Origin of the sequence: Kouleothrix sp. (genome assembly GCF_046328425.1) — a bacterium.
In the GTDB taxonomy this organism is placed as follows: Bacteria; Chloroflexota; Chloroflexia; order Chloroflexales; family Roseiflexaceae; genus Kouleothrix.
This window is the reverse complement of sequence record NZ_JAXLWP010000036.1, coordinates 14,582-34,216: the sequence shown is the minus strand read 5'-3', so window position 1 is coordinate 34,216 and position 19,635 is coordinate 14,582. Positions and strand designations below refer to the sequence as shown.

At 68.8% G+C, this 19,635-nt stretch carries 14 protein-coding genes and 1 pseudogene; 6 read left to right on the top strand and 9 right to left on the bottom strand.

The annotated features are described in order from the left end of the window. Positions 1-19: 19 nt before the first annotated feature. Positions 20-1,057, bottom strand: coding sequence for an ATP-binding protein (locus U0177_RS25565; RefSeq protein ID WP_409573504.1), 1,038 nt, complete (start codon positions 1,055-1,057; stop codon positions 20-22). A 332-nt stretch (positions 1,058-1,389) separates the two neighbouring features. Here U0177_RS25565 and U0177_RS25560 point away from each other — a divergent pair, with 332 nt between their 5' ends. Continuing rightward, positions 1,390-2,460 carry a hypothetical protein gene (locus U0177_RS25560; protein WP_409573503.1) on the top strand — a complete coding sequence of 357 codons (1,071 nt, stop codon included), beginning with the start codon at positions 1,390-1,392 and terminating at the stop codon, positions 2,458-2,460. A 245-nt stretch (positions 2,461-2,705) separates the two neighbouring features. On the opposite strand, the gene U0177_RS25555 is transcribed toward U0177_RS25560, so the two are convergent. Then, the gene (locus U0177_RS25555) at positions 2,706-3,113 is read right to left on the bottom strand and encodes a hypothetical protein (RefSeq protein WP_409573502.1); all 408 of its coding nucleotides are present in this window, start codon (positions 3,111-3,113) and stop codon (positions 2,706-2,708) included. Positions 3,114-3,295: 182 nt separating this feature from the next. On the opposite strand from U0177_RS25555, the gene U0177_RS25550 reads away from it, so the two are divergent. Beyond that, positions 3,296-4,165 carry a phosphotransferase family protein gene (locus tag U0177_RS25550; RefSeq protein WP_409573501.1) on the top strand — a complete coding sequence of 290 codons (870 nt, stop codon included), beginning with the start codon at positions 3,296-3,298 and terminating at the stop codon, positions 4,163-4,165. Positions 4,166-4,296: 131 nt separating this feature from the next. Further along, positions 4,297-6,201 (top strand): sensor histidine kinase, encoded by a 1,905-nt coding sequence (locus tag U0177_RS25545; RefSeq protein ID WP_409573500.1) that lies wholly within the window; start codon positions 4,297-4,299, stop codon positions 6,199-6,201. An 18-nt stretch (positions 6,202-6,219) separates the two neighbouring features. On the opposite strand, the gene U0177_RS25540 is transcribed toward U0177_RS25545, so the two are convergent. Further along, positions 6,220-9,381, bottom strand: coding sequence for a transcriptional regulator (locus U0177_RS25540; protein ID WP_409573499.1), 3,162 nt, complete (start codon positions 9,379-9,381; stop codon positions 6,220-6,222). A 538-nt stretch (positions 9,382-9,919) separates the two neighbouring features. Between U0177_RS25540 and U0177_RS25535 the strand changes: the two genes are divergently transcribed. From U0177_RS25535 to U0177_RS25525, 3 genes are read left to right on the top strand one after another with little or no spacing between them, the layout of a single operon-like run. After that, complete coding sequence (locus U0177_RS25535; protein ID WP_409573498.1) at positions 9,920-12,481, top strand: PAS domain S-box protein; 2,562 nt, start codon at positions 9,920-9,922, stop codon at positions 12,479-12,481. A 27-nt stretch (positions 12,482-12,508) separates the two neighbouring features. Next, positions 12,509-13,312, top strand: coding sequence for an alpha/beta hydrolase (locus U0177_RS25530; RefSeq protein WP_409573497.1), 804 nt, complete (start codon positions 12,509-12,511; stop codon positions 13,310-13,312). Positions 13,313-13,330: 18 nt separating this feature from the next. Continuing rightward, positions 13,331-13,702 carry a DUF4180 domain-containing protein gene (locus U0177_RS25525; RefSeq protein WP_409573496.1) on the top strand — a complete coding sequence of 124 codons (372 nt, stop codon included), beginning with the start codon at positions 13,331-13,333 and terminating at the stop codon, positions 13,700-13,702. 18 nt (positions 13,703-13,720) lie between these two features. Here U0177_RS25525 and U0177_RS25520 read toward each other — a convergent pair whose 3' ends face one another. From U0177_RS25520 to U0177_RS25495, 6 genes and pseudogenes are all read right to left on the bottom strand, one after another. Further along, complete coding sequence (locus tag U0177_RS25520) at positions 13,721-14,044, bottom strand: protealysin inhibitor emfourin (RefSeq protein WP_409573495.1); 324 nt, start codon at positions 14,042-14,044, stop codon at positions 13,721-13,723. Between the two features lie 447 nt (positions 14,045-14,491). Then, on the bottom strand, positions 14,492-14,893 hold the full coding sequence (locus U0177_RS25515; RefSeq protein ID WP_409573494.1) for a hypothetical protein: 402 nt from the start codon (positions 14,891-14,893) through the stop codon (positions 14,492-14,494). A 20-nt stretch (positions 14,894-14,913) separates the two neighbouring features. Then, positions 14,914-15,573: a hypothetical protein gene (locus U0177_RS25510; RefSeq protein WP_409573493.1), complete on the bottom strand. Its 660-nt coding sequence runs from the start codon at positions 15,571-15,573 to the stop codon at positions 14,914-14,916. 353 nt (positions 15,574-15,926) lie between these two features. After that, positions 15,927-16,747, bottom strand: a pseudogene (locus tag U0177_RS25505) (IS110 family transposase). Positions 16,748-17,874: 1,127 nt separating this feature from the next. Further along, positions 17,875-18,987: a M4 family metallopeptidase gene (locus U0177_RS25500; protein ID WP_409573492.1), complete on the bottom strand. Its 1,113-nt coding sequence runs from the start codon at positions 18,985-18,987 to the stop codon at positions 17,875-17,877. 182 nt (positions 18,988-19,169) lie between these two features. Further along, positions 19,170-19,628: a thiamine pyrophosphate-dependent enzyme gene (locus tag U0177_RS25495; protein WP_409573491.1), complete on the bottom strand. Its 459-nt coding sequence runs from the start codon at positions 19,626-19,628 to the stop codon at positions 19,170-19,172. Positions 19,629-19,635: the final 7 nt, after the last annotated feature.

The window sequence follows — 19,635 nt, the reverse complement described above, 5'->3', positions numbered from 1 at the left end:
AGCCTGCGGCAGCAGTGTACTACCGGAAGAAGGCGATGTCGCCCGCCCCAGCCGAGGGCTCTTCGAGCAGGCGCTGGTGCTCGGCAAACCACGCGCGCAGCTCGGCGTCCTGCCCAATGATCTGCTTGAGCCGGCGCCACTGGCCTTTGGCGCGCATCAGCTTGAACAGGTCGGCCGCGCATAGCTGCACCCACTCGCCGGCAGCCACGCGTGCCAGCCAGCGCAGCGCGTGGTAGCCCGCCTGCGCGTCGGCCGCGCGCGCCGTCAGGCCCACGGTGGTGGCGTAGCGCACCGAAGGCTCGTCGGGGAAGGCGATGCCGTCGCCGTGGCCCGCCAGGATCTGCTCGATGTCGGGCAGGCGCCCATACAGCCCGACAAACGCGTTGAACTCGCTGGCGGTTGGCGCGCCGACGGCCGCCGCCACGTCCAGGCCGATCGCATGCAGCTGGCTGGCCATCTCCCACGAGCGCGGCGAGGGCCACGCCGGCTGCAGCGCCTCGCTCTTGTGCAGCAGCGCCGGCCGGAACGACAGAAACGCTACCACGTGCTCGTGCAGGCCGCGCGCCAGGGCGTACGCCTTGAAGTTCTCGAAGTCGGGCGATACCTCGACATGCAGAAAGCGGTTGGCCAGCGGCGCGGGCATGTCGAACACGGCGGCGCGATCTTCCTCGCGGTTGCCGGCCGCCCAGATAAACCAGCCCTCGGGCACGCTGTAGCTACCAACCTTGCGGTCGAGGATCAGCTGCTGGGCCATGCCCTGCATCGTCGGCGGGGCCATGTTGATCTCGTCGAGAAACAGCACGCCCGCGCCCGCGCCCGGCAGGAACTCGGGCGGGTACCAGTGCGAGCGCCCGGCCTTGGCCACCGGCAGGCCGCGCAGGTCGGTCGGCGCCAGCTGCGAGAGCCGCAGGTCGATGCATTCCAGGCCGTGCGCGGCGGCCACCTGCGCCACGATGCTCGATTTGCCGATGCCCGGCGGGCCCCAGATCATCGTGCTCAGCTTCAGCTGGCTGCGCACCAGCGTGCCGAGAAAGTTGGTCAGGTCGGCTGGGTTCATGCTGCCTCTTCAATACAATTAGGAGCTACGCAGTTGCGCACTTCGGCTGCCTCAAGCGACAAGATTGAGCCTGCGGCAGCATGGTACTTCTTCATCTTCTGTATGCGGTTGTTCCGCCTTAGCACGGAACAACCGCATACAATTCAGCCGAAGGTTGAGCACGCCAGCAAGCTCGACAATGAAACGAATGTTCTCTCCGCTTCGACGCTGCGCGCCACGCGGTTGTTGCAAAAGACGCGGAGCAGCCGCAAAAGTCACTGCGCCGCGCGCGATCGGCCGTCTTGGCGTATCATAATGGTGGGGCAGCTTTTCAGCAGCACGGGGTGCAGGCCATGCTCGATTTCGCCGACTGTTTCTACCAGCCGGTCGCCGCCGAGGCGCGCGGCGCGCGGGTTGGCACCACCCTGCTCGCGCCCGGCGACGCGGTGGCCGGTGTGCCGGGCGCGGGCGCGTTGAGCGGCGCGGCGCTGCGCGAGGCGCTGGCCGAGTACGCGCGGCGCAGCGGCGGCGGCTACCAGCCCCAGCTGGCCGCGCTGGCGTTTTTCATCGCCGGCGCGCCGGCCGCGCTCGCGGGCTACTTCCCGCTCACGACCATGCTCGACGCTGCAGGCCAGGCCGAGCTTTACGCCCTGGCCGGCGCGCTAGCCGATCACCCGCACTTCGACCTGCGGCTGATCGGCGAGGGCCGGCGCGAGGCCACGCACGATCTGCCGCGCGACACGCGCTGGATTGTCGCCGGCCAGGTGGCCGAGATCTTTTTCTTCCGCCGCGATATCCTGGCGCGCCTGCTGGCGTCGCCGCGGCCGTTCCGGCTCTACACCACGCCGCGCGCGTTCGCCGAGGGCGGCGGCGTGGCCGGCGGCTGCTACAACGCCGCCACCGGCGCGGTGCAGCTGCTGCTGGCGCGCGTCTACGAGGGGTTCTACGGCCGCGCGCCGGGCGTCGCGCCGCTGCTGCACGAGTTCGGCCACATGCTCGATCACTTCGACGCCGGGCGCGCCGCGTTCGGCCGCAGCGCCGGGCTGCTGCCGGGCATGCGCCCGAGCGACGGCGCGTGCTACACGCCGCGCGCCCGCGAGCTGTTTCTGGCGGGCAAGCGCACCGAGCTGGAGCGCTACAACCGCCGCCGCGCGGGCGCGTCCGGCGACGCCGATCTGCCGATCGGCCACCCCTACGTGTTCCAGAACGACACCGAGTTCATCGCCGGCTACCTCGAGCTGTTCCTGCGCAGCCCACACGCCTTCGCCGCAATGAACCCCACGCTGTTCGGCGGGCTGGCCGCGCTGCTCGGCTACGACCCGCGCGGCGCCTGGGCGGCCGATTTCCGCTTCTACATCGACGAGAACCGCCGCTACTATCTCGGCGGCCAGCAACCGCCACCAGCTGGGCTCACGCCGGTCTAGCAGCTCCGCTTGATCTCTTTCTTTTGCAATGCTCTGCCCGGCTTCGCTGGGCAGAGCATTGCAAAAAGAGCTGCAGCAGGCTCAATCGCGTACTGTGAGGATGCCAATCACGGAAGTGCGTAACTCCTACACGTATAGATTATGTTAGCACTACGTGGCTCGTCGCCACGTAGTGCAACACAATAAGAAGGCGGGCGGCTTTGCCGCCCCCAAACCCCCACATACAGCAAGTGTTCAGCGCCGTACTAGTCGTCGAGCGGGTCGAGCGCAGCGTTCCAGGCTTTCATGCGCTCGATGTCGCCGCCGGCGTCGGGGTGGTGCAGCCGGGCCATCGCCTTGCGGATCGCGCTGACCTCGGCCGGCGTCAGATCGAGCGTCAGCCCGCCGATCTGGAACGGCGCCGCCGCGCTCTCGGCGCGGGCCCTCCACAGGTCGCGCTCGTGCTCGAGCGCCGCGTTCTCGCGCGTCGCCTCGACCAGGCTCGACACCGTCTTGTTGTAGGCGCGCGTCACCTCAGCGCAGCGCGACTGCTCCTTGCTGATCTGGCGCAGCAGGCGGTGGATCGTCTCGTGGGCCTCGGTCAGCTCATTCTGGATGATTGCGGGGTCGTCGGGGATCGGCGGTGGCCGATATGCGCGATTCGTCGATCGCATCGGGTTCCAGCTCCTCCATGCTCGAACGCTGGCGTGGCGCTGCCACGCGCACTGCCACAGAATATCGCACGGGCGTGCCGAAAACATCAGACGTTTGAGGGTTTTCTTTTGCGCGCGCCTGTGCTATACTAGAGTCACTGAAGCTCTTGTGGCGGCCGCCACAGGAGCGTTTTCTTGCCACTATGATTCTACCAGAACCAGTGCTCGCGCGCATCGCCGCCGCGTTTCCCGCTAGCCCACCCGCCGACATGGCGCCAACAAGCGGCGGCTTCTCACACCACAGCGCCTTCGCCACGATCGGCGCGCACCGCTGCGTTGCCAAGGCCGCCGCACTGCCCGCCAAGCGCGCCGACCTGCGCCGCGAGGCGGCGGTGCTGCGCCTGCTTGCCGGCCGCGGCCTGCCTGCCCCCACACTGCTGGCGCTGCTCGACGACGCCGAGTGGACGATCGCGCTGACGCTGGCGCGCCCCGGCGCGCCGGGGGTCGCGCTCTACGCCGCGCCGCTGGCCGAGCGCTACGCCGCCGTGGGCGCGCTGGCCGAGCTGCTCGCCCAGGTGCACCAGGCCGCGCTGCCGCCGCCCACGCCCGATCTCCTGCTGGCCGCGCGCGCGCGCCAGGCGCTGCTACGCCTGCCGGAGCTGGGGCTGCCCGCCGCGCTGCGCGACGCGCTGGCCGCCGGCCTGAGCCACCCGGCCTGGTACGCGGGCGCGGCGCTGGTGCACGGCGACGCCGGGGCCCACAACTTGCTCTGGCATCCCCATAGCGCGACGCTGCTCGACTGGGAGTGGGCCGGGTGGGGCAGCCCGCTGATCGACCTGGCATGGGTTGGATGGACGCTGCGCTGGCGCGCGGCCGGCGAGCTGTGGCCGCACTTCGCCGAGCGCTACCGCGCCGGCAACCCCACCGCCCCGCACGTCAGCCCGGCCGACGCGCGGGCGCTGGCGATCGGCCAGATTGGCTGCATCCTGGCGCGCGTCGCCGATCAGCCCGCAGCCTTCGCCGAGTGGCTGCGCCGCGCCGAGTGGACGCTCGACGGCGGCGCGTTTGTTTGAGCGCCCCCGGCCCGATGTATAATGCGTTTCCTTGCACTGCTGACGAGGAAGAAACTATGCCTTCGCCCGCGACGCCGGAGGATGTTGGCGCCACTCGCTCCGCACCGCGCATACACCTGCGCGATGTTCTCATGCCAAATCCGCTGCCAGGGCTGGCCTTGCCGGGCCTGCCAGCAAGCTTCTGGCAGGCCCGCGAGCAGCTGCTCACGCTGCTGCTGCGCGCCGAGGCGCTGTTCGGCCTGCTGACATTTCTGCTCACCGCAGCCACACTCTACAACGCCCGCCTGTATAGCCTGATCGTGCTGCAGTCCTTCATCCTCGCGCTGATCGGCTGCCTGGCGCTGTGGCGCGGGCTCGACTACCGCGTGCGCGCCGGGGTGGTGCTGGCCGGTATCTACCTGCTGGGCCTGAACGAGCTGCTGAACTTCGGCTACAGCGAAGACGCGCACGCCTTTCTGTTCGCCTTCGCGCTCTCGGGGCTGCTGTTCTTCGATTGGAAGATCGGCGCGGTTGCGCTGGCGCTGACCATCCTGTCGCTGGTCGCCGTCGGCGAGCTGTTCGTGCTCGGCCTGTTCAGCCCGATCAGCGGCGCGCTGCGCCCGCTCTCGCACTCGTCGGTGCTCACCACCTGCCTGGTGTTTATACTCACCGTCGGCTCGATGCAGGTTGGCGTCGCCGTGCTGCTTCGCCACCTCCAAGCAGCCTGGCAGCTCGAAGCTGCCGCGCGCGCCGATCTTGAGCGGCGCGTGGCCGAGCGCACCGCCGCGCTGGCGCAGGCTCACGCGCAGGCGCTGGCGGCCAGCCGCTACGAGGCCGAGCAGAAAGAGTTCCTCACGCTGCTGCACCAGACGACCCTCGAGCTGCTCGACCGGCGCACGCTCGCCGACCTGCTGCAGGCGGTTGTCGACCGCGCCGCGATTGTGCTCGACGCGCCGTATGGCGAGCTGCTGCTCAGAGAGGGCGACGAGCTTGCGGTTCAGGCGTTCACTGCAAACCAGGCGTTTCTCGCCGGCGATCGCGTCTCGCGCAGCCAGGCGCGGCTCTCGTGGCAGGCCTACGATACGCACCAGCCCGCCGTGCTCGAGGATTACTCAGCCTGGGCCAGCCACCGCTCGATCTACGACGCGATCGGCCTGCGCGCGGTAGCCGATTTCCCGATCCTAATCGGCAGCGAGTGCCTGGGCGTACTGGCCATGGGCCGCACCCGCCCCGGCCAGCACTTCACGGCCGACGACGTGCGCAAGGGCATGGCTTTCTCGCACCTGGCCGCGCTGGTGCTCGACAACGCCAACCTCTACGCCACCGCGCTTCACGAGATCGCCGAGCGCAAGCAGGCCGAGCTGGCACTGCAAAACCACAACGCCGAGCTCGACGCATTTGCCTACATGGTTGCCCACGACCTGAAAACCCCGCTCACTGGCCTGATCGGCTACAACGAGATCTTGCAGACCGACTACGCCACGCTGAGCGGCGCGGAGGTGCAGGGCTTCCTGGCCGATATCGCGCGCCTGAGCGACAAGATGGCGGCGATTATCAACGATTTTATGCTGCTGGCGAATGTGCGCGCGCGCCGCGATATTCCGCTCGGCCCGGTGCCGATGACGGCGATCGTCGCGGCCGTGCTCGAGCACCAGGCTCCGCTGATCGCCGCCACCGGGGCCACGGTCGCGCTGCCCGACGCCTGGCCCGAGACGATCGGCTACGCGCCGTGGGTTGAGCAGATCTGGGATAACTACCTCAGCAATGCGCTGAAGTATGGCGGCAGCGCGCCACGGGTTACGCTGGGCGCCGACCGCGCCGCCGGTGGGATGGTGCGCTTCTGGGTGCGCGACAGCGGCCCGGGCATCGCGCCCGACGACTTGAAGAAGCTGTTTGTGCCGTTCAGCCGGCTGTACGCCTCGCCATCCGAGGGCCACGGGCTGGGCCTGGCGATCGTGCAGCGCGTGGTCGACAAGCTCGGCGGCACTGCCGGCGTCGAGAGCGCGCCGGGCCACGGCAGCCTGTTCTACTTTACGCTGCCGGCCGCCGGGCCATAGCCGCCGGGCTTCCAAGCCCTAGTGCAGCTGCTGGTACAGCGCGGCGGTGGCCGGCTCGGGCGCGGCGCCGAGGCTACGCAGCGCGCCTTTCAGGTGCTCAAACGTCGCGTTCACCAGCGAGCGGTTGCCGAAGCGCGCGGCCAGCCGCATCAGCTGCGCCGCCGTCTGCTCGCGGCAGCCGTCGACCTGGAGCACCTGCTGGTAGTAGTGGATCGCCAGCTGCGGCGCGTCGCGCTCGACGGCGCGCGCCAGCTGCTCAAGCGCGTCGAGGTAGCGCTCCTGCAGGTGCGCCCGGCGCGGCTCGACCCACAGCGCGGCGCTGAGCGGCGCGCCAGGCAGAAATTCGCCGCGATACAGCGTGATTGCACGCTGCACGGCCTCGCGCTCGATCGGCGGCGCGAGCGCCTGCTCGAAGCGGCGCACGTCGTAGTCGATCGCCTCCCACGGGCTGCGGATGGCGCAGTGCCCGTCGCGCGCCGCCACCGCCAGCCCCGTCTGCACCCGCAGGCGACGCAGCGCCTGGTGCAGCGCCGGCATCGACAGCTCGCCCTCGCCCCACACCGCCTCCCACAGCCGCTCGACCGCCAGCCCGCCGGGGCCGGCGTCGAGCAGCCGCACCAGCAGCGCGCGGTGCAGCGACGAAAGCTCGCACTCCTGGCCGTCGACCATGCACACAAACGATCCGAGCGCGCCGACGCGCCAGCGCGTAGGGCTGGGCTGGCGCAGCAGCCCCAGCAGCCGGCGCGCCAGCGCGTCGCCGCTGGCGGCGGTGGCCAGCAGCGGCAGGTGCGCGCTACCCATCCGCACCAGCAGCAGCTCGGGCACGCGGCGCGCGCGCTCGGCGAACAGCGCCCACAGCTGCCCCGCCGCCGGCCATCCCTCGGCCTCGAAGCGCAGCGCCGCCTGCAGCAGCGCGAGGTAGGCCAGCTCGGCCGCGCTGAGAAACGTGCTGGTAGCCGCCGCATCGGCCGCCAGCTCGGCCACCTGCGCTATGCTCGGGCGGCGCTGGCGCATGCACAGCAGCGCGTGCCCCAGCGCCAGGCGGCCGCGCGTCTCGGGCTGGCCGGGCAAGCCAAGCGACGAGGCAATATCGAGCCAGGCCTGCGCCACCGCCACATCGCCCTGCAGCGCAGCGGCCCACAGCGCGCCCACGGCAGCGGCCTCGACGCTGCTGCTCACATCCATGCGCATGCTCAGGGTGTGCGCCTCGGTGAAGCGCGCCAGCGCCTGGTCGAGATCGCCCTCGGCCAGGTCGATATCGGCCACGCTGCAGCGCAGCAACGTTTCCTCGCGGCGGCGCGAGGTCTGGCGCGCGATCAGCAGCCCGGCCTCGATCGCGTCGCGGGCTTCGTCGTAGCGGCCCTCTTCGGTAGCCAGCGCGCCGAGGTTATTCAGCGTTAGCGCACGGCGGCCCTGGTTGCCCGAGGCCTGCCAGCACGCGTCGGCCTGCTTCAAGTGCCGCAGCGCCGCCGGCCGGTCGCCCTGCGTGGCATAGGCCCAGCCCAGGTTGTCGTGAATATCGGCGAGCACGGCCGGGTCGTCGAGCGGCGCTAGCACGCGCGCCTGCTCGAGCGCCGCGATTGCGCCAGGCAGCTCGCCGCTGAGAATGCGCACGCGCCCGTCGATGATATGAAACTCGAGCTGCAGGCGCGGCGGCAGATCGGTGGGGTCCAGCTCGGCCAGCGCCGCGCGCGCGCGCGCGTAGTCGCCCTGCAGGTTCAGGAAATCGGCGCGCAGCATCAGCGCCTCCCAGCGCGTGGCCGCGTCGCCGGTGGCCTCGACCATCTCGATCGCCAGGTAGGCCCGCTCCCACAGCGCCAGGTCGCTATAGACCCGCGCCTGGGCCAGCAGCAGATCGGCAGGCAGCAGCGTGGCGCCAGGGTTTACAAGCGGCGGATTGCCGGCAACCTGGCGCGCCAGTTCCCATGCGCCCTCGCCCAGCCCCTGCCCGAGGCGCTCGAAACAGGCCAGCAGCGTCATCTGGCGCGAGCGCTGGCGGAAGCGCGGGATGGAGAGCCGCAGCAGCGCAAAAGCCTGCTCGTCGGCGCCGGCGGCCAGAAAGCAGCCGATCGCGCGCTCGAGGTCGTCTTCCTCGCGGTACAGCTCGGCGGCGTGCAGCAGCAGCCGGCGCTCGCGCTGCGGGTCGCGCGCCAGCCGCGAGCGCAGAAACTCGCGAAACAGGCTGTGGTACGAGAGCCAGCCGGCGCGGCTCGACACAAACAGCCCGTAGCGCTTGACTTCGTCGAACAGGTCGGCGGCGTCGCCGCTGCGGCAGAGCGCCTCGCAGCGCTGCGGCGAGAGATCTTCGAGCACGCTGGTGTCTTCGAGGAAGCGCCGCAGCTCGGGCGCCAGCGGCGCGATGATCTGCTCGGCGAAAAACGCGTAGACCTGCCCGGTGTCGGCCTCGATCGGCACCGCCGCCAGCGGCACGCCGGGCTGCACCGCGCCCGGCCGGGATACACGGTCGAGCGACAGCACAATGCCGGTGACCCAGCCGCCCAGCCGGTCGAGCAGCTGCTCGGCGTGCGCGTCGGAAAGCGTCAGCGCGTACGATTGGCCGGCCAGCTGCTGGATCTCGGCCGCGCTGAACTGCAGCGCGGTATAGTCGAACACCGCCGCGCGCTGCTGCGCCACCATGCGTACCAGGCCGTGCAGCGCCGGCAGCGTGCGCGACACCAGCACCAGGTGGCAGTTGGCGGCGTACTGCGCCACCGAGGCCAGCAGGTCGAAGATCAGCACCGCGCCCGGCAGCCCCTGCGGCGGCGCGTCGTCGAATACGTGGAAGTCGTCGAGGATCAGCGCGAACGGCGCGCGCGCCGCCGAGATCGCCAGCGCGGCGGCGTGGATCAGCTCGGGCAGACCCTGCGGCGGCGCGGCGGCCAGGCGCGCCAGCAGGTCGGCCGCGCCCGGCACAAACTCCGCCACGCTGTGCAGCAGGTAGTCGAGAAACAGCTTCGGGTCGCGGTCGCTCGCGTCGAGCGTGTACCACGCCACCGGCAGGCTGCTCACCGCCGCCCACTGCGCCAGCGTCGTGGTTTTGCCCCAGCCGGCCGGCGCGGCCAGCGCCACCACGCGGCGCGCGCTGATCGCCTGTTCGAGCTCGCCGAGCAGGCGCGGGCGCTCGATTAGCGGGCGCCGATCGGCCGGGATGATCAGTTTTTGCTGAAAGCGCAGCGACATCGGCTTCTCATAGAGCGATCATCCGCAGATGCACAGAGGGTGATAGCGTCTACGCCAACGATTGGTGTGAATTGTACACCCTCAGAGGTGTGCGGCGCCGTTGCTTCGCAGGGATGGCGCTGGTCTATCAGCGCGATATACCTGATCGTAGCCGCCGCATAGGTGCTTGTCAATTGCCAACCGCCGGATTTCCCGCCAAACCAGCCCGGCTGTAATGGTTTTGTAACGCAATGTACAGCACGCAAAGAATGGTTTATACTTATACCCTATGCTACAAGAGCGGAGATGCTGATCGTGAGGTCACCCTAACACGCCCCAGGACGGCCGAATGTTCTACGCTCCATCGCTCTGCGCTCTGCGCTCATGCCCGCCTTTGGCGAACAGCTACCGCCGTGCAATGCGCGGCAGTGCACGGCACCAGACATCCCCCAGCGGCCCTGGATGTTCGCTGCACCGTTCGGTACACCATGCGGGCTAGCTGCCGCATCAAGATTCGTATCGGCGACCGATCCACACCATGCCAGTGCCGGAGGCTTCGATGCATACACCGCTCCACGCCCTCATTCTCGAAGATCATCCCGCCGACACCGAGCGGATCGCACACGAGCTGCGCCAGGCCGGCTTTACCGCCAATTACCGCGTGGTCGAGGGCGAAGCCGAATATATGGATGCGCTCAACCCGGCGCTCGACGTGATCCTGGCGAGCTATGCCCTGCCGGGGTTCAGCGCGCTGCGCGCGCTTGAGCTGCTGCGCGCGCGCGGCCTCGATATTCCTTTTATTGTGCTGTCGAGCACGCTCGGCGAGGACCTGGCCGTGCACGCCCTGCGCCAGGGCGCGACCGACTACCTGCTCAAAGATCGGCTGGCGCGCCTCGGCACTGCCGTGGCCCAGGCGATCGAGCAGCGCCGCCTGCGCCGCGCGCAGCGCTACGCCGAGCAGCAGCTGCGCCAGAGCGAGCAGCGCTTTCGCGCGCTGATCGAGCACGCGCCCGACGGCATTACCATGATCAATGCGCGCGGCCTGGTACTGTACGTGAGCGCTTCGACCGAGCGCATCACCGGATACCCGGCCCACGAGATGCTCGGCCGCGACCCGTCCGAGCTGACCCACCCGGAAGACCTGCCGGCGCTGCTTGAGGCGCTGATCGGGCTGATGCGCCAGCCCGGCCAGAACATCACCACGCAGTACCGCTTCCGCCATAAAGACGGCAGCTGGCGCTGGATCGAAAGCACGATCAGCAACCTGCTGGCCGAGCCCGGCATCGGCGCGATGGTGTTTAACTATCGCGATATTACCGAGCGCCGCCAGGCCGAGCAGGCGCTGCACGAGGCCGATACGAAGTACCGTACGCTGATCGAGCATATTCCGGCGATTGTCTACCAGATCGGCATTGATGGCTACGACAGCCTGCTGTATGTGAGCAAACAGATCGCCCAGGCGCTCGGCTTCGCCTCGGCGGAGTGGGTGGCCGAGCCGCGCCGCTGGCTGGCCCAGGTGTACCCGCGCGATATCGACCAGACGATCGCCGATATGGCGCGCGCCACAAGCGATACGCCGCAGCTCTCGGAGTTTCGGATACTGGCGCCCGACGGCAAGGCGGTATGGCTCGCCGACGAAGCGGTGCTGGTGCGCAGCGAGAGCGGCCAGCCACTGCTGCTGCAGGGCATTATCCTCGACATCACCGCGCGCAAGCACGCAGAGGCCCAGCTGCACCAGCTCAACACCGACCTCGAGCGGCGCGTGGCCGCGCGCACCTCCGACCTGGCGCGCTCGCACGATACGCTGCAGATCCAGATCGCCGAGCGGCTGCAGCTGCAGCAGCAGGTGCAGGCCAGCGCCGGCCGCGCCACCGCGCTCGCCACGCTGTCGAAGGCGCTGGCCGAAGCCGGCCACGAGCTCCAGCCGCTGTTCGACACCGTCGCCGAGCACGTCGCGCTGCTGATCGGCGACGCGACGATCCTCACGGTGCTTTCCGAAGATCGCCAGTCGATGCAGGCCGTGGGGATCAGCCACCCGGACCCGCAGGCCATTGTGTTTATACGTACCCTGTTTAGCTCGTGGTATCCCGCAAGCCAGGGCGTGGCTGTCAAGGTGGTACAGAGCGGCGAGCCGCTGCTGCTGCCAAGCATCAGCGCCGAGCAGGCCAACGAGTGGCTCACGCCGGCGTACCTGCCCTACCTCGAGCGCTACGGCCTGCACAGCTTGCTGATCGTGCCGCTGCGTGCGCGTGGGCGCATCCTCGGCACCCTCGGCGTCTCGCGCGACCGGCCCGGCCACCCGTACTGCGCCGAGGATGTGGCGTTTCTGCAAGACCTCGCCGACCGCGCCGGCCTCGCCATCGAGAACGCGCAGCTGTTCGCGGCGGCGCGCCAGGCCCGCGCCGAGGCCGACCGCGCCAACCGCGCCAAGAGCGAGTTCCTGGCAAGCATCTCGCACGAGCTGCGCACGCCGCTCAACGCCATCCTTGGCTTCACCGGCACGATGCTCATGCGCCTGCCCGGCCCGCTCACCGCCGACCAGGAGCGCCAGCTCACGACTGTGCAGCGCAGCGCCAAGCACCTGCTCGCGCTGATCAACGATATTCTCGACCTGGCGCGCATCGAGGCCGGCAAGGTCGAGCTGCGGCTCGAGCCGATCGAGTGCCAGGCAGTGATCGACGAGGTGGCCGCCAGCCTGCGCCCGCTGGCCGCACAAAAGGGCCTGGGCTTCGCCGTCGACGCCCCCGACGAGCGGCTGACGATCACCAGCGACGCGCGCGTGCTCGGCCAGATCCTGATCAACCTGGTGAACAATGCGATCAAGTTCACCGACACCGGCGAGGTGCGGATCGAGCTTGCCGCGCGACTGCCGCCGGCGGGCCAGGGCAGCGCTGTGATCGTGCGCGTGCACGACACCGGCATTGGCATCCGCGCCGAGGATCAGGCCAGGCTGTTCGAGGAGTTCGGCCGCGTGCACTCGCTCGCGGCGCGCGACCGCGAGGGCACCGGGCTGGGGCTGCGGCTGTCGCGCAGGCTGGCCGGGCTGCTCGGCGGCGAGATCGAGCTGCAGAGCGTGTTCGGCCAGGGCAGCACGTTTACGCTGGTGCTGCCGCTGCCCTGAGTTCTTTGGCAACGTGGTGATTGCGTAATGGCTGAACAAACCGCCGGCACATTTTTCGAGCGGCGCGGCCCGGTGGGCGTGCTGATGCTGCACGGCTACAGCGGCACCCCGGCCGAGCTGCTGCCCATGGCCCAGGCCCTCGCCAGCGCCGGCTACACCACCCACGGCCCCCTGCTGGCCGGGCACGGCGGGCCACCCAGCGACCTGCTCGGCGCCACCAGCGACGACTGGCTGGCCTCGGCCGCGGAGGGGCTCGACCGGCTGCGCGCGCATTGCCGCACGCTGTTTGTCTGCGGCTTCTCGGCCGGCGGCCTGCTGGCGCTGCGGCTGGCGGCGCGCGAGCCGCTGGCCGGGATCATCCTGCTGGCCCCGGCGCTGCGGCTGCGCGGCGGCGCTCTGCTGCCGCTGGCCGGGCTGCTGCAGTACGTGGTGCCGTGGTACTACCCGCTCGCGCGCGCCAACTTCGCCGACCCTGCGGTGCGCGCGGCGGTGCTTGAGCGCGCCCCCGACGCCAACCTCGACGACCCGGCGGTGGTCGAGGCGCTCCGCCGCGAGGCGCGCGTGCCGATCGGCTCGCTTTACCAGCTGGCGCGGCTGCAGCGCGCCGCCCGGCGCGACATGGCCCGCGTCGCCGCGCCAACCTTGATCATGCAGGGCCGCCTCGACACCACCGTCGACCCACGCAGCGCCGATCTGGTGGCGAGTGGCGTCGCCGCGCGCGATACGCGCCTGGTCTGGTTCGAGCGCAGCGGCCACCAGCTGCCGCGCGAGGCCGAGCGCGCGGCGGTGTGGAACTCGGCGCGCGTATGGCTCGACGAGCACGCCACCTGACGTGGCAAGAGAGGGGAGATGGAGCTGACACTGAGCGACGCCGCCGGGGTACGCTGCGTCGAAGGCCCGCCCGGCGCGCCGCTCCTGGCGCGCGCCCAGGATGTCGACCGGCTGATCGAGGCGTGTTTCGCCAAGGCTGCCAGCGCCGCGCTGCTGTACGCGCCCAACCTACCCGCCAGCTTTTTCGATATTAGCTCGGGCGATGCCGGCGCGATCCTTCAGAAGCTGCGCACCTACCGCATCCGCCTGGCCGTGGTCTGCCCGCCCGGCAGCGTGAAGCTCAGCCACCGCTTCGGCGAGCTGGTAGCCGACGAGCGGCGCGGCCCGTACTTCGGCGTGTTCGACACGCGCCAGCAGGCCGCCGAATGGCTGCAGCTACACGGCGGCTAGCCCTTCCGAAGTGCGCAGCTACACTCCGCCGGCGCCGGGCGCGGCGTGCGCGCGCACAAACTCCACCAGCGCCGCCAGCCGCGCGTCGTCGATCGGGTCGGCCAGGCGGATGGCGCGGCGGCGCCGCCCATCCTCCACCGTGAGCGTGTACTGCCGCGCGTCGGCCGCGCCCTTTGGCAGCGCGGGCCTGCTGGCCGGCCGCTGGAACAGGCCGGCCTCGGCCACCAGCCGGCGCAGCGCCGCCGCCGCCTCGTCGCTCAGGTCGGCGGTATCGACCACCTGGGAGCGGCGCAGGCCGGGGAAATAGGCTAGCCCGCCGTCGCTGCTCAGCTGTACGCGCATTGTTTGCTTCCTCTGCGAGGGCTTCCGGGGCTTCGCGCCCCTGTGCCCACTCCTGCCCTGAGCGGCTTTCGGGGGCTACGCGCCCCCGTGCCCTGCGGCAGAGGGCGGCCGCCCGCCCTCTGCACTCCCCCGCTGGGGCGCTGCCCCAGACCCCATAATGAATGCCTTCGCTCTCGCGACGTCGGTGGCGCATGCCTCGTGGCAAACCGACACATCACTCCGCACCACGGGGCCTACGCGCCTGACGTTGCCGCTGGCACGGCCTTCCGTAGGGCGCGCATCCTGCGCGCCTTCTCCTCTGCGAGGGCGTTCGCGGGCTTCGCGCACCCGCGCCATGCTCTCGCCCTGCGAGGGCTTTCGGGGGCTACGCGCCCCCGCGCCATGCTCTCGCCCTGCGAGGGCTTTCGGGGGCTACCCGCCCTCAAAGGGTATCAGTCCATGGGAGGATTACCGGTACAGAATCCAGACCATTGGCAGCGCTTGGGTGTAACTCCCCAAGCGCTCCTTCCAGGCCACACCAATCTGAAACAGGCTGTACTTCCAGCTGCGCGCCGCACCATCATCGACCAAATGACGGTAGCCACGCTTTACGACCCAGCGCCCGACTGCGACCAGCCACACATATGCAATCACCAGTGGCAGCAACAATCGCGCAAACCGCTCGCGGTCAGTGACGCCGCTCTCATCCAGGTGAAAGCCCCCGCTCTGCCAGTCACGAAAGACCGTCTCGATCCACATGCGCCGACTGCCAAGCCGGTAGGTCTGCCAATTCGCCGGCAGGTTTGTCATCACCGCATGCACGATTGGTTTGCCCTCGGTATCTTTGGCCCACCAAGCCAGGATATTCACCGGCCCAATGCGTTCCTCGGTCAGATACACGCCATTGAGATAGGCAACCGTGTCGCGATTGGGCAGCCACTTCGAAAGCGCCGTCGCATCACCATCTGGGGTGAGCGCGAGCAGCGTGTGCCCAGGATGCCCAACAAACCATCATGGCCGCGCTCGCGCACCCAGGCAAACAGCTCCTGGCTGCGGAACTCACTATCGCCGTGGATGCTCACGCGCACCCGTTCGGGCAACAGCGCCAGCGCGGAGCCCAGAAGCTTCTTTTGGTCAGCCAATCCACTCTGTCCGCGATGGGGCAACGCAAGCCAGGCCAATGGGAGCGAGCGTCGGCGAAAACCGATGCTTACCACCAGAATGTTGTGGATATCGCGCAGCAGGACGCGGTCGATCAGCAGTTGCACCCGCTGCCCTTTCAAGCCGTGGAGCGCCAGTTTGGCGACCGGCTGATAGTGTTCCTCCTGCGTGATACGCTCGTTATCGAGCAAGCGCCGAATGCGTTGTTCTTTGGCGGCTTGGGTGGTGTCCAGCGGCATCGCTCGGGCAAGTTTCCCAATTTGGGCCGAGACACTTTGGCTACTCGCGACCACCAGCAACGCCAGGGTTTCGATCTGGCTGGCGAGCGCATTTGGCAGCTGCGCGGTCAACTGCTGGGACGTGCTATCATACAGCGGTGAGGTGGGCATGGATTCCTCCTTTGGCTGATCAGGTCTTGGCACGCGTGATCATACCAAAAGTTGGCGTCCTGACCACCTCCTTTTGTCAAGTGAAACCCTTTGAGGGCTACCCGCCCCCGTGCCCCGCGGCAGGAGGCCCCCGCCGGCCTCCTGCACCTCCGCGACACCCAGAGATACGGTATTGTTTGTCAAGTAGGAATTTTGAGATGCTTTTCCATTTTGCCTGCGGCAGCCCGCGCCGACCTGACCACAACCAGCTCTCCCAGCGAGCAATCGCTCGGCACGCCTTCAGTGCTGTGCCATTGGGTTGTGGACAGCTCCGCGCAGGCGTTGCTCTGCCGCGCTCACCTCATCCGCTCGCTTCACCCGCTTTGCCTCCCGTAGTGCGGGTCAAACGCCTGTCCTTTCGTCACTACCGCATACGCCAGTCGCAGCAGCTTGTGCGCACAAGCACAGCGCGCCACTTTCGTCGGCTTGCCCGCTGCTCGCAATCGCTCATACTGCCCACGTATCACTGGATTGTGCCGTGCAGCACTCAACGTTGCCATATACAAGGCGGTTCGCAAGCGCGCGTTTCCAGCGTGCCCAATCTGCCGTCGTCCGCGCACACTTGTGCCCGACTTCGCGCCAGCGGCACCACCCCGGCGTAGGCGGCTGCCGCTTCGGCCGACACACAGGCCGTAAAGTTCAGCGTGCCGACCAGCAGCCAGGCGCTTGTGATCAGCCCGATACCTTTGATGCTCCCCAGCAATGCGGCACTCTCTGCCCAAGCACCCTCCTGCAACACCGTCGCAATCTCCGTCTCCAGCGTCTCCAGTTGCCGCTCACATTCTGTCACAACCGTGTCCAAAGCCGCGAGTGCGGCTGGGATCGTCACTGGCCACTGCTCAAGCGCATGGCCCTGATTGCGTGCCTGCTGACGCATCGTCAGCAAGCCATCGCGCACCAGCAGCCGCTGGCGCAACTCGTGATAGACCTGCTCAGGCGGTGTCCAGCGCGACGGTTGACGTTCAACAGCAAACAGGGTCAACAGCTGAGCATCAAGCGCATCGGTTTTGGCGCGCCGGGGCAGAGAGCGGCCGAAAGCGTGGACGTGGGCGGGATTGACGACACTGACCGCATAGCCAGCTTGGTGAAGCGTGACCGCCAGCGTGATCCAGTAGCTGCCAGTGGCTTCGAGCACAATCAGCGTCTGGGCTGGCGGGACAGCCGTGCTGGCGAGTGCGGCTTGAAGGCGGCAAAGCCCTCAGGAGTTTGGGGAAAGGTACGCGCACGCTGAGGCGGCGAGCCAGCTGGGCTCCAGGTCGCGGCGAAGGAGGCGGCAGCAATGTCGACGCCGACAAACAGGCAATAGTCAGAAGCAGATGCATTCATAGGTCACCAAAGCTGAAAAGGAAATCAATTCCACGGATAGCGCCCTCGTTCCTCGTGATACGTGGTCAGAGCCACACGATACGGTTCTGAGTGAGGCTATCCAAGGTGGTGGGGGCACAATCTCTGGGACGCGGTCAAAGCCGCACGGGTACCCACTGCCTCACCACCACCCGGAACACTTTCATTATACGAGGGTACCCGGCGCTGCCCCAGACCCCATAATGAATGCCTTCGCTCTCGCGACGTCGGTGGCGCATGCCTCGTGGCAAACCGACACATCACTCCGCACCACGGGGCATGCGCGCCTGGCGTTGCCGCTGGCACGGCCTTCCCGTAGGGCGCGCATCCTGCGCGCCTTCTCCCCCTCTGCGAGGGCGTTCGCGGGCTTCGCGCCCCCCGCACCACAGGGCCTACGCGCCTGACTTTGCCGCTGGCACGGCCTTCGTTCCCGGCTCCGCGCCACCACGCATCCGCGCCTGACGTTGCCGCTGGCACGGCCTTCCCGTAGGGCGCGCATCCTGCGCGCCTTCTCCCCCTCTGCGAGGGCGTTCGCGGGCTTCGCGCCCCCCCGCACCACAGGGCCTACGCGCCTGACGTTGCCGCTGGCACGGCCTTCCCGTAGGGCGCGCATCGTGCGCGCCATGCTCTCGCCCTGCGAGGGCGTTCGCGGGCTTCGCGCTCCCGCCCTCTGCACTCCCCCGCTGCGGCGCTGCCCGAGACCCCGTAATGAATGCCTTCGCTCTCGCGACGCCGGTGGCGCATGCCTCGTGGCGTGGACACAGGTGTGGGTTTGGCCTGAGGCATGAGCGTACGGCGTTGATGGTGGCCTGGCCTGCTTTAACGGCGGCGGCGCGCACGATGCGCGCCCTACATGGATGGGGCAATGCGCTCACTCGCTCTCCGCTCCAACGCTCTCCCGCTCCTCGCTCCAAGCGCTCAATCGCTCTGCGCTCCGCTATGGGCTTTGGCCGAGGGTGGCACTGCCACGCCGACGGCGTTCCACGCGGCGCGCACCGCCTGCTCCTCGGCGCCGCCCTCGCCAAACAGGTGCCCCGCGTTCACCACCGTCAGGCGCGCGAAGCGCCGGAAGCCCGAGGTCGGGCGCAGGTTCGAGTCGCGCAGCGTCTCGTACCAGATCCGGCCGGCCTTCTCCCACGCGAACCCGCCGATCGTGCTGGCGGCAAGGTAGAAGGCATGGTTGGGGATGCCGGAGTTAATATGCACCCCGCCGTTGTCCTCGAGCGTGTGCACGTAGTCGCGCATGTGCGCCGGCTGCGGATCCTTGCCCAGCACCGGGTCGTCGTAGGCGGTGCCGGGGGCCTTCATCGAGCGCAGCGCCACGCCCTTGACGCCGCGCGCCAGCAGGCCCGCGCCGATCAGCCAGTCGGCCTGCGCGGCGCTCTGCTTGCTCGCGCGCTGCTTGATCAGCGAGCCAAACACGTCCGACACCGACTCGTTCAGCGCGCCGGATTGGCCCGAGTACGCCAGGCGCGCCTCGTCCTGCGTCACGCCGTGGGTTAGCTCGTGGCCGATCACGTCGAGCGCGATCGTGAAGCGGTTGAACAGCTTGCCGTCGCCGTCGCCGAACACCATACGCTCGCCGTTCCAGAAGGCGTTGTCGTAGTTCTGGCCGAAGTGCACCGTCGCGTCGAGCGCGAGCCCGGCGTCGTCGATCGAGTTGCGCTGAAAGACATTCCAGTAGAAGTCGAACGTGGCGCCCAGGCCCTCGTAGGCTTCGTCGGCCGCCGCGTCGCCGGTGGGCTTGGCGCCCTCCGCGCGAACCAGCGCGCCCGGCAGGCTTTGCTGGTGCCGCGCATCGTAGATCGCGCGCTGCTTGTGGCCCTCGGCCGCCAGCAGCGACGACGGGCGCTGCGGCGGCGCGCCGGCCCAGCGATGCTCGGCGCGCAGCGCGCGCAGCGACTGGTCGGTGGCGATGGTGCGTATTGCGGCGGCGCGCTCCTCGGGCGAGCCATTCAGCGCGATCGCGTGAAGAATATGCGGCGGCAGAATGCAGAAGATCCCGTGGCACTGGCCTGGTTGCTTGCACATAGGGTGCTCCTTGATGCTAGGGCATACGCCGTGCTGGCGCCGAAGCCGAACAACAACCAGCGTATGCTACACCAAGATCTGCGCCATGTGTATGAAGATTGGCTAAAGACCGACGCTAGGCATAGGCTATCACAAATCCGAGCCGGGTGAATTGTATGCGGTATGGCTCGCGCCCCTGCGCCCTAGAGAAAATCGCGCTCTTTGGCGCGCATGGTCTCCCACTCGGCGCGCTTCTCGCGCACCGCCGGGCTATCGCTCACCTCGGCCACCGGCACGTCCCACCAGCTCTCGTAGCCTGGCACGCCGTGCAGCCGGTCGTTCTGGATGTAGATCACCGTGGTGCGGTCGGCATCGCGCGCGGCCCGCAGCGCGGCCACAAACTCCTCGTAGGTTGCGCAGCGGATCACCCGCGCCCCCAGGCTGGCCGCGTTCGCCGCGAGATCCGCCGGCAGCGGCGCGATCTCCTCGGCCTCGTCGCCCGGCAGCACGCCATTCTGCGGGTATGCGTAGCGCGTGCCGAAGCCCGCCTGCCCCAGCGAGCGGCTCAGCGCGCCGATGCTCTTGTACCCGCCGTTGTCGAACAGCGTGATGATCAGCTTGCGATCCTCCTGGATGGCTCTATACGCGCCAATGATTGCCATGCTGCGC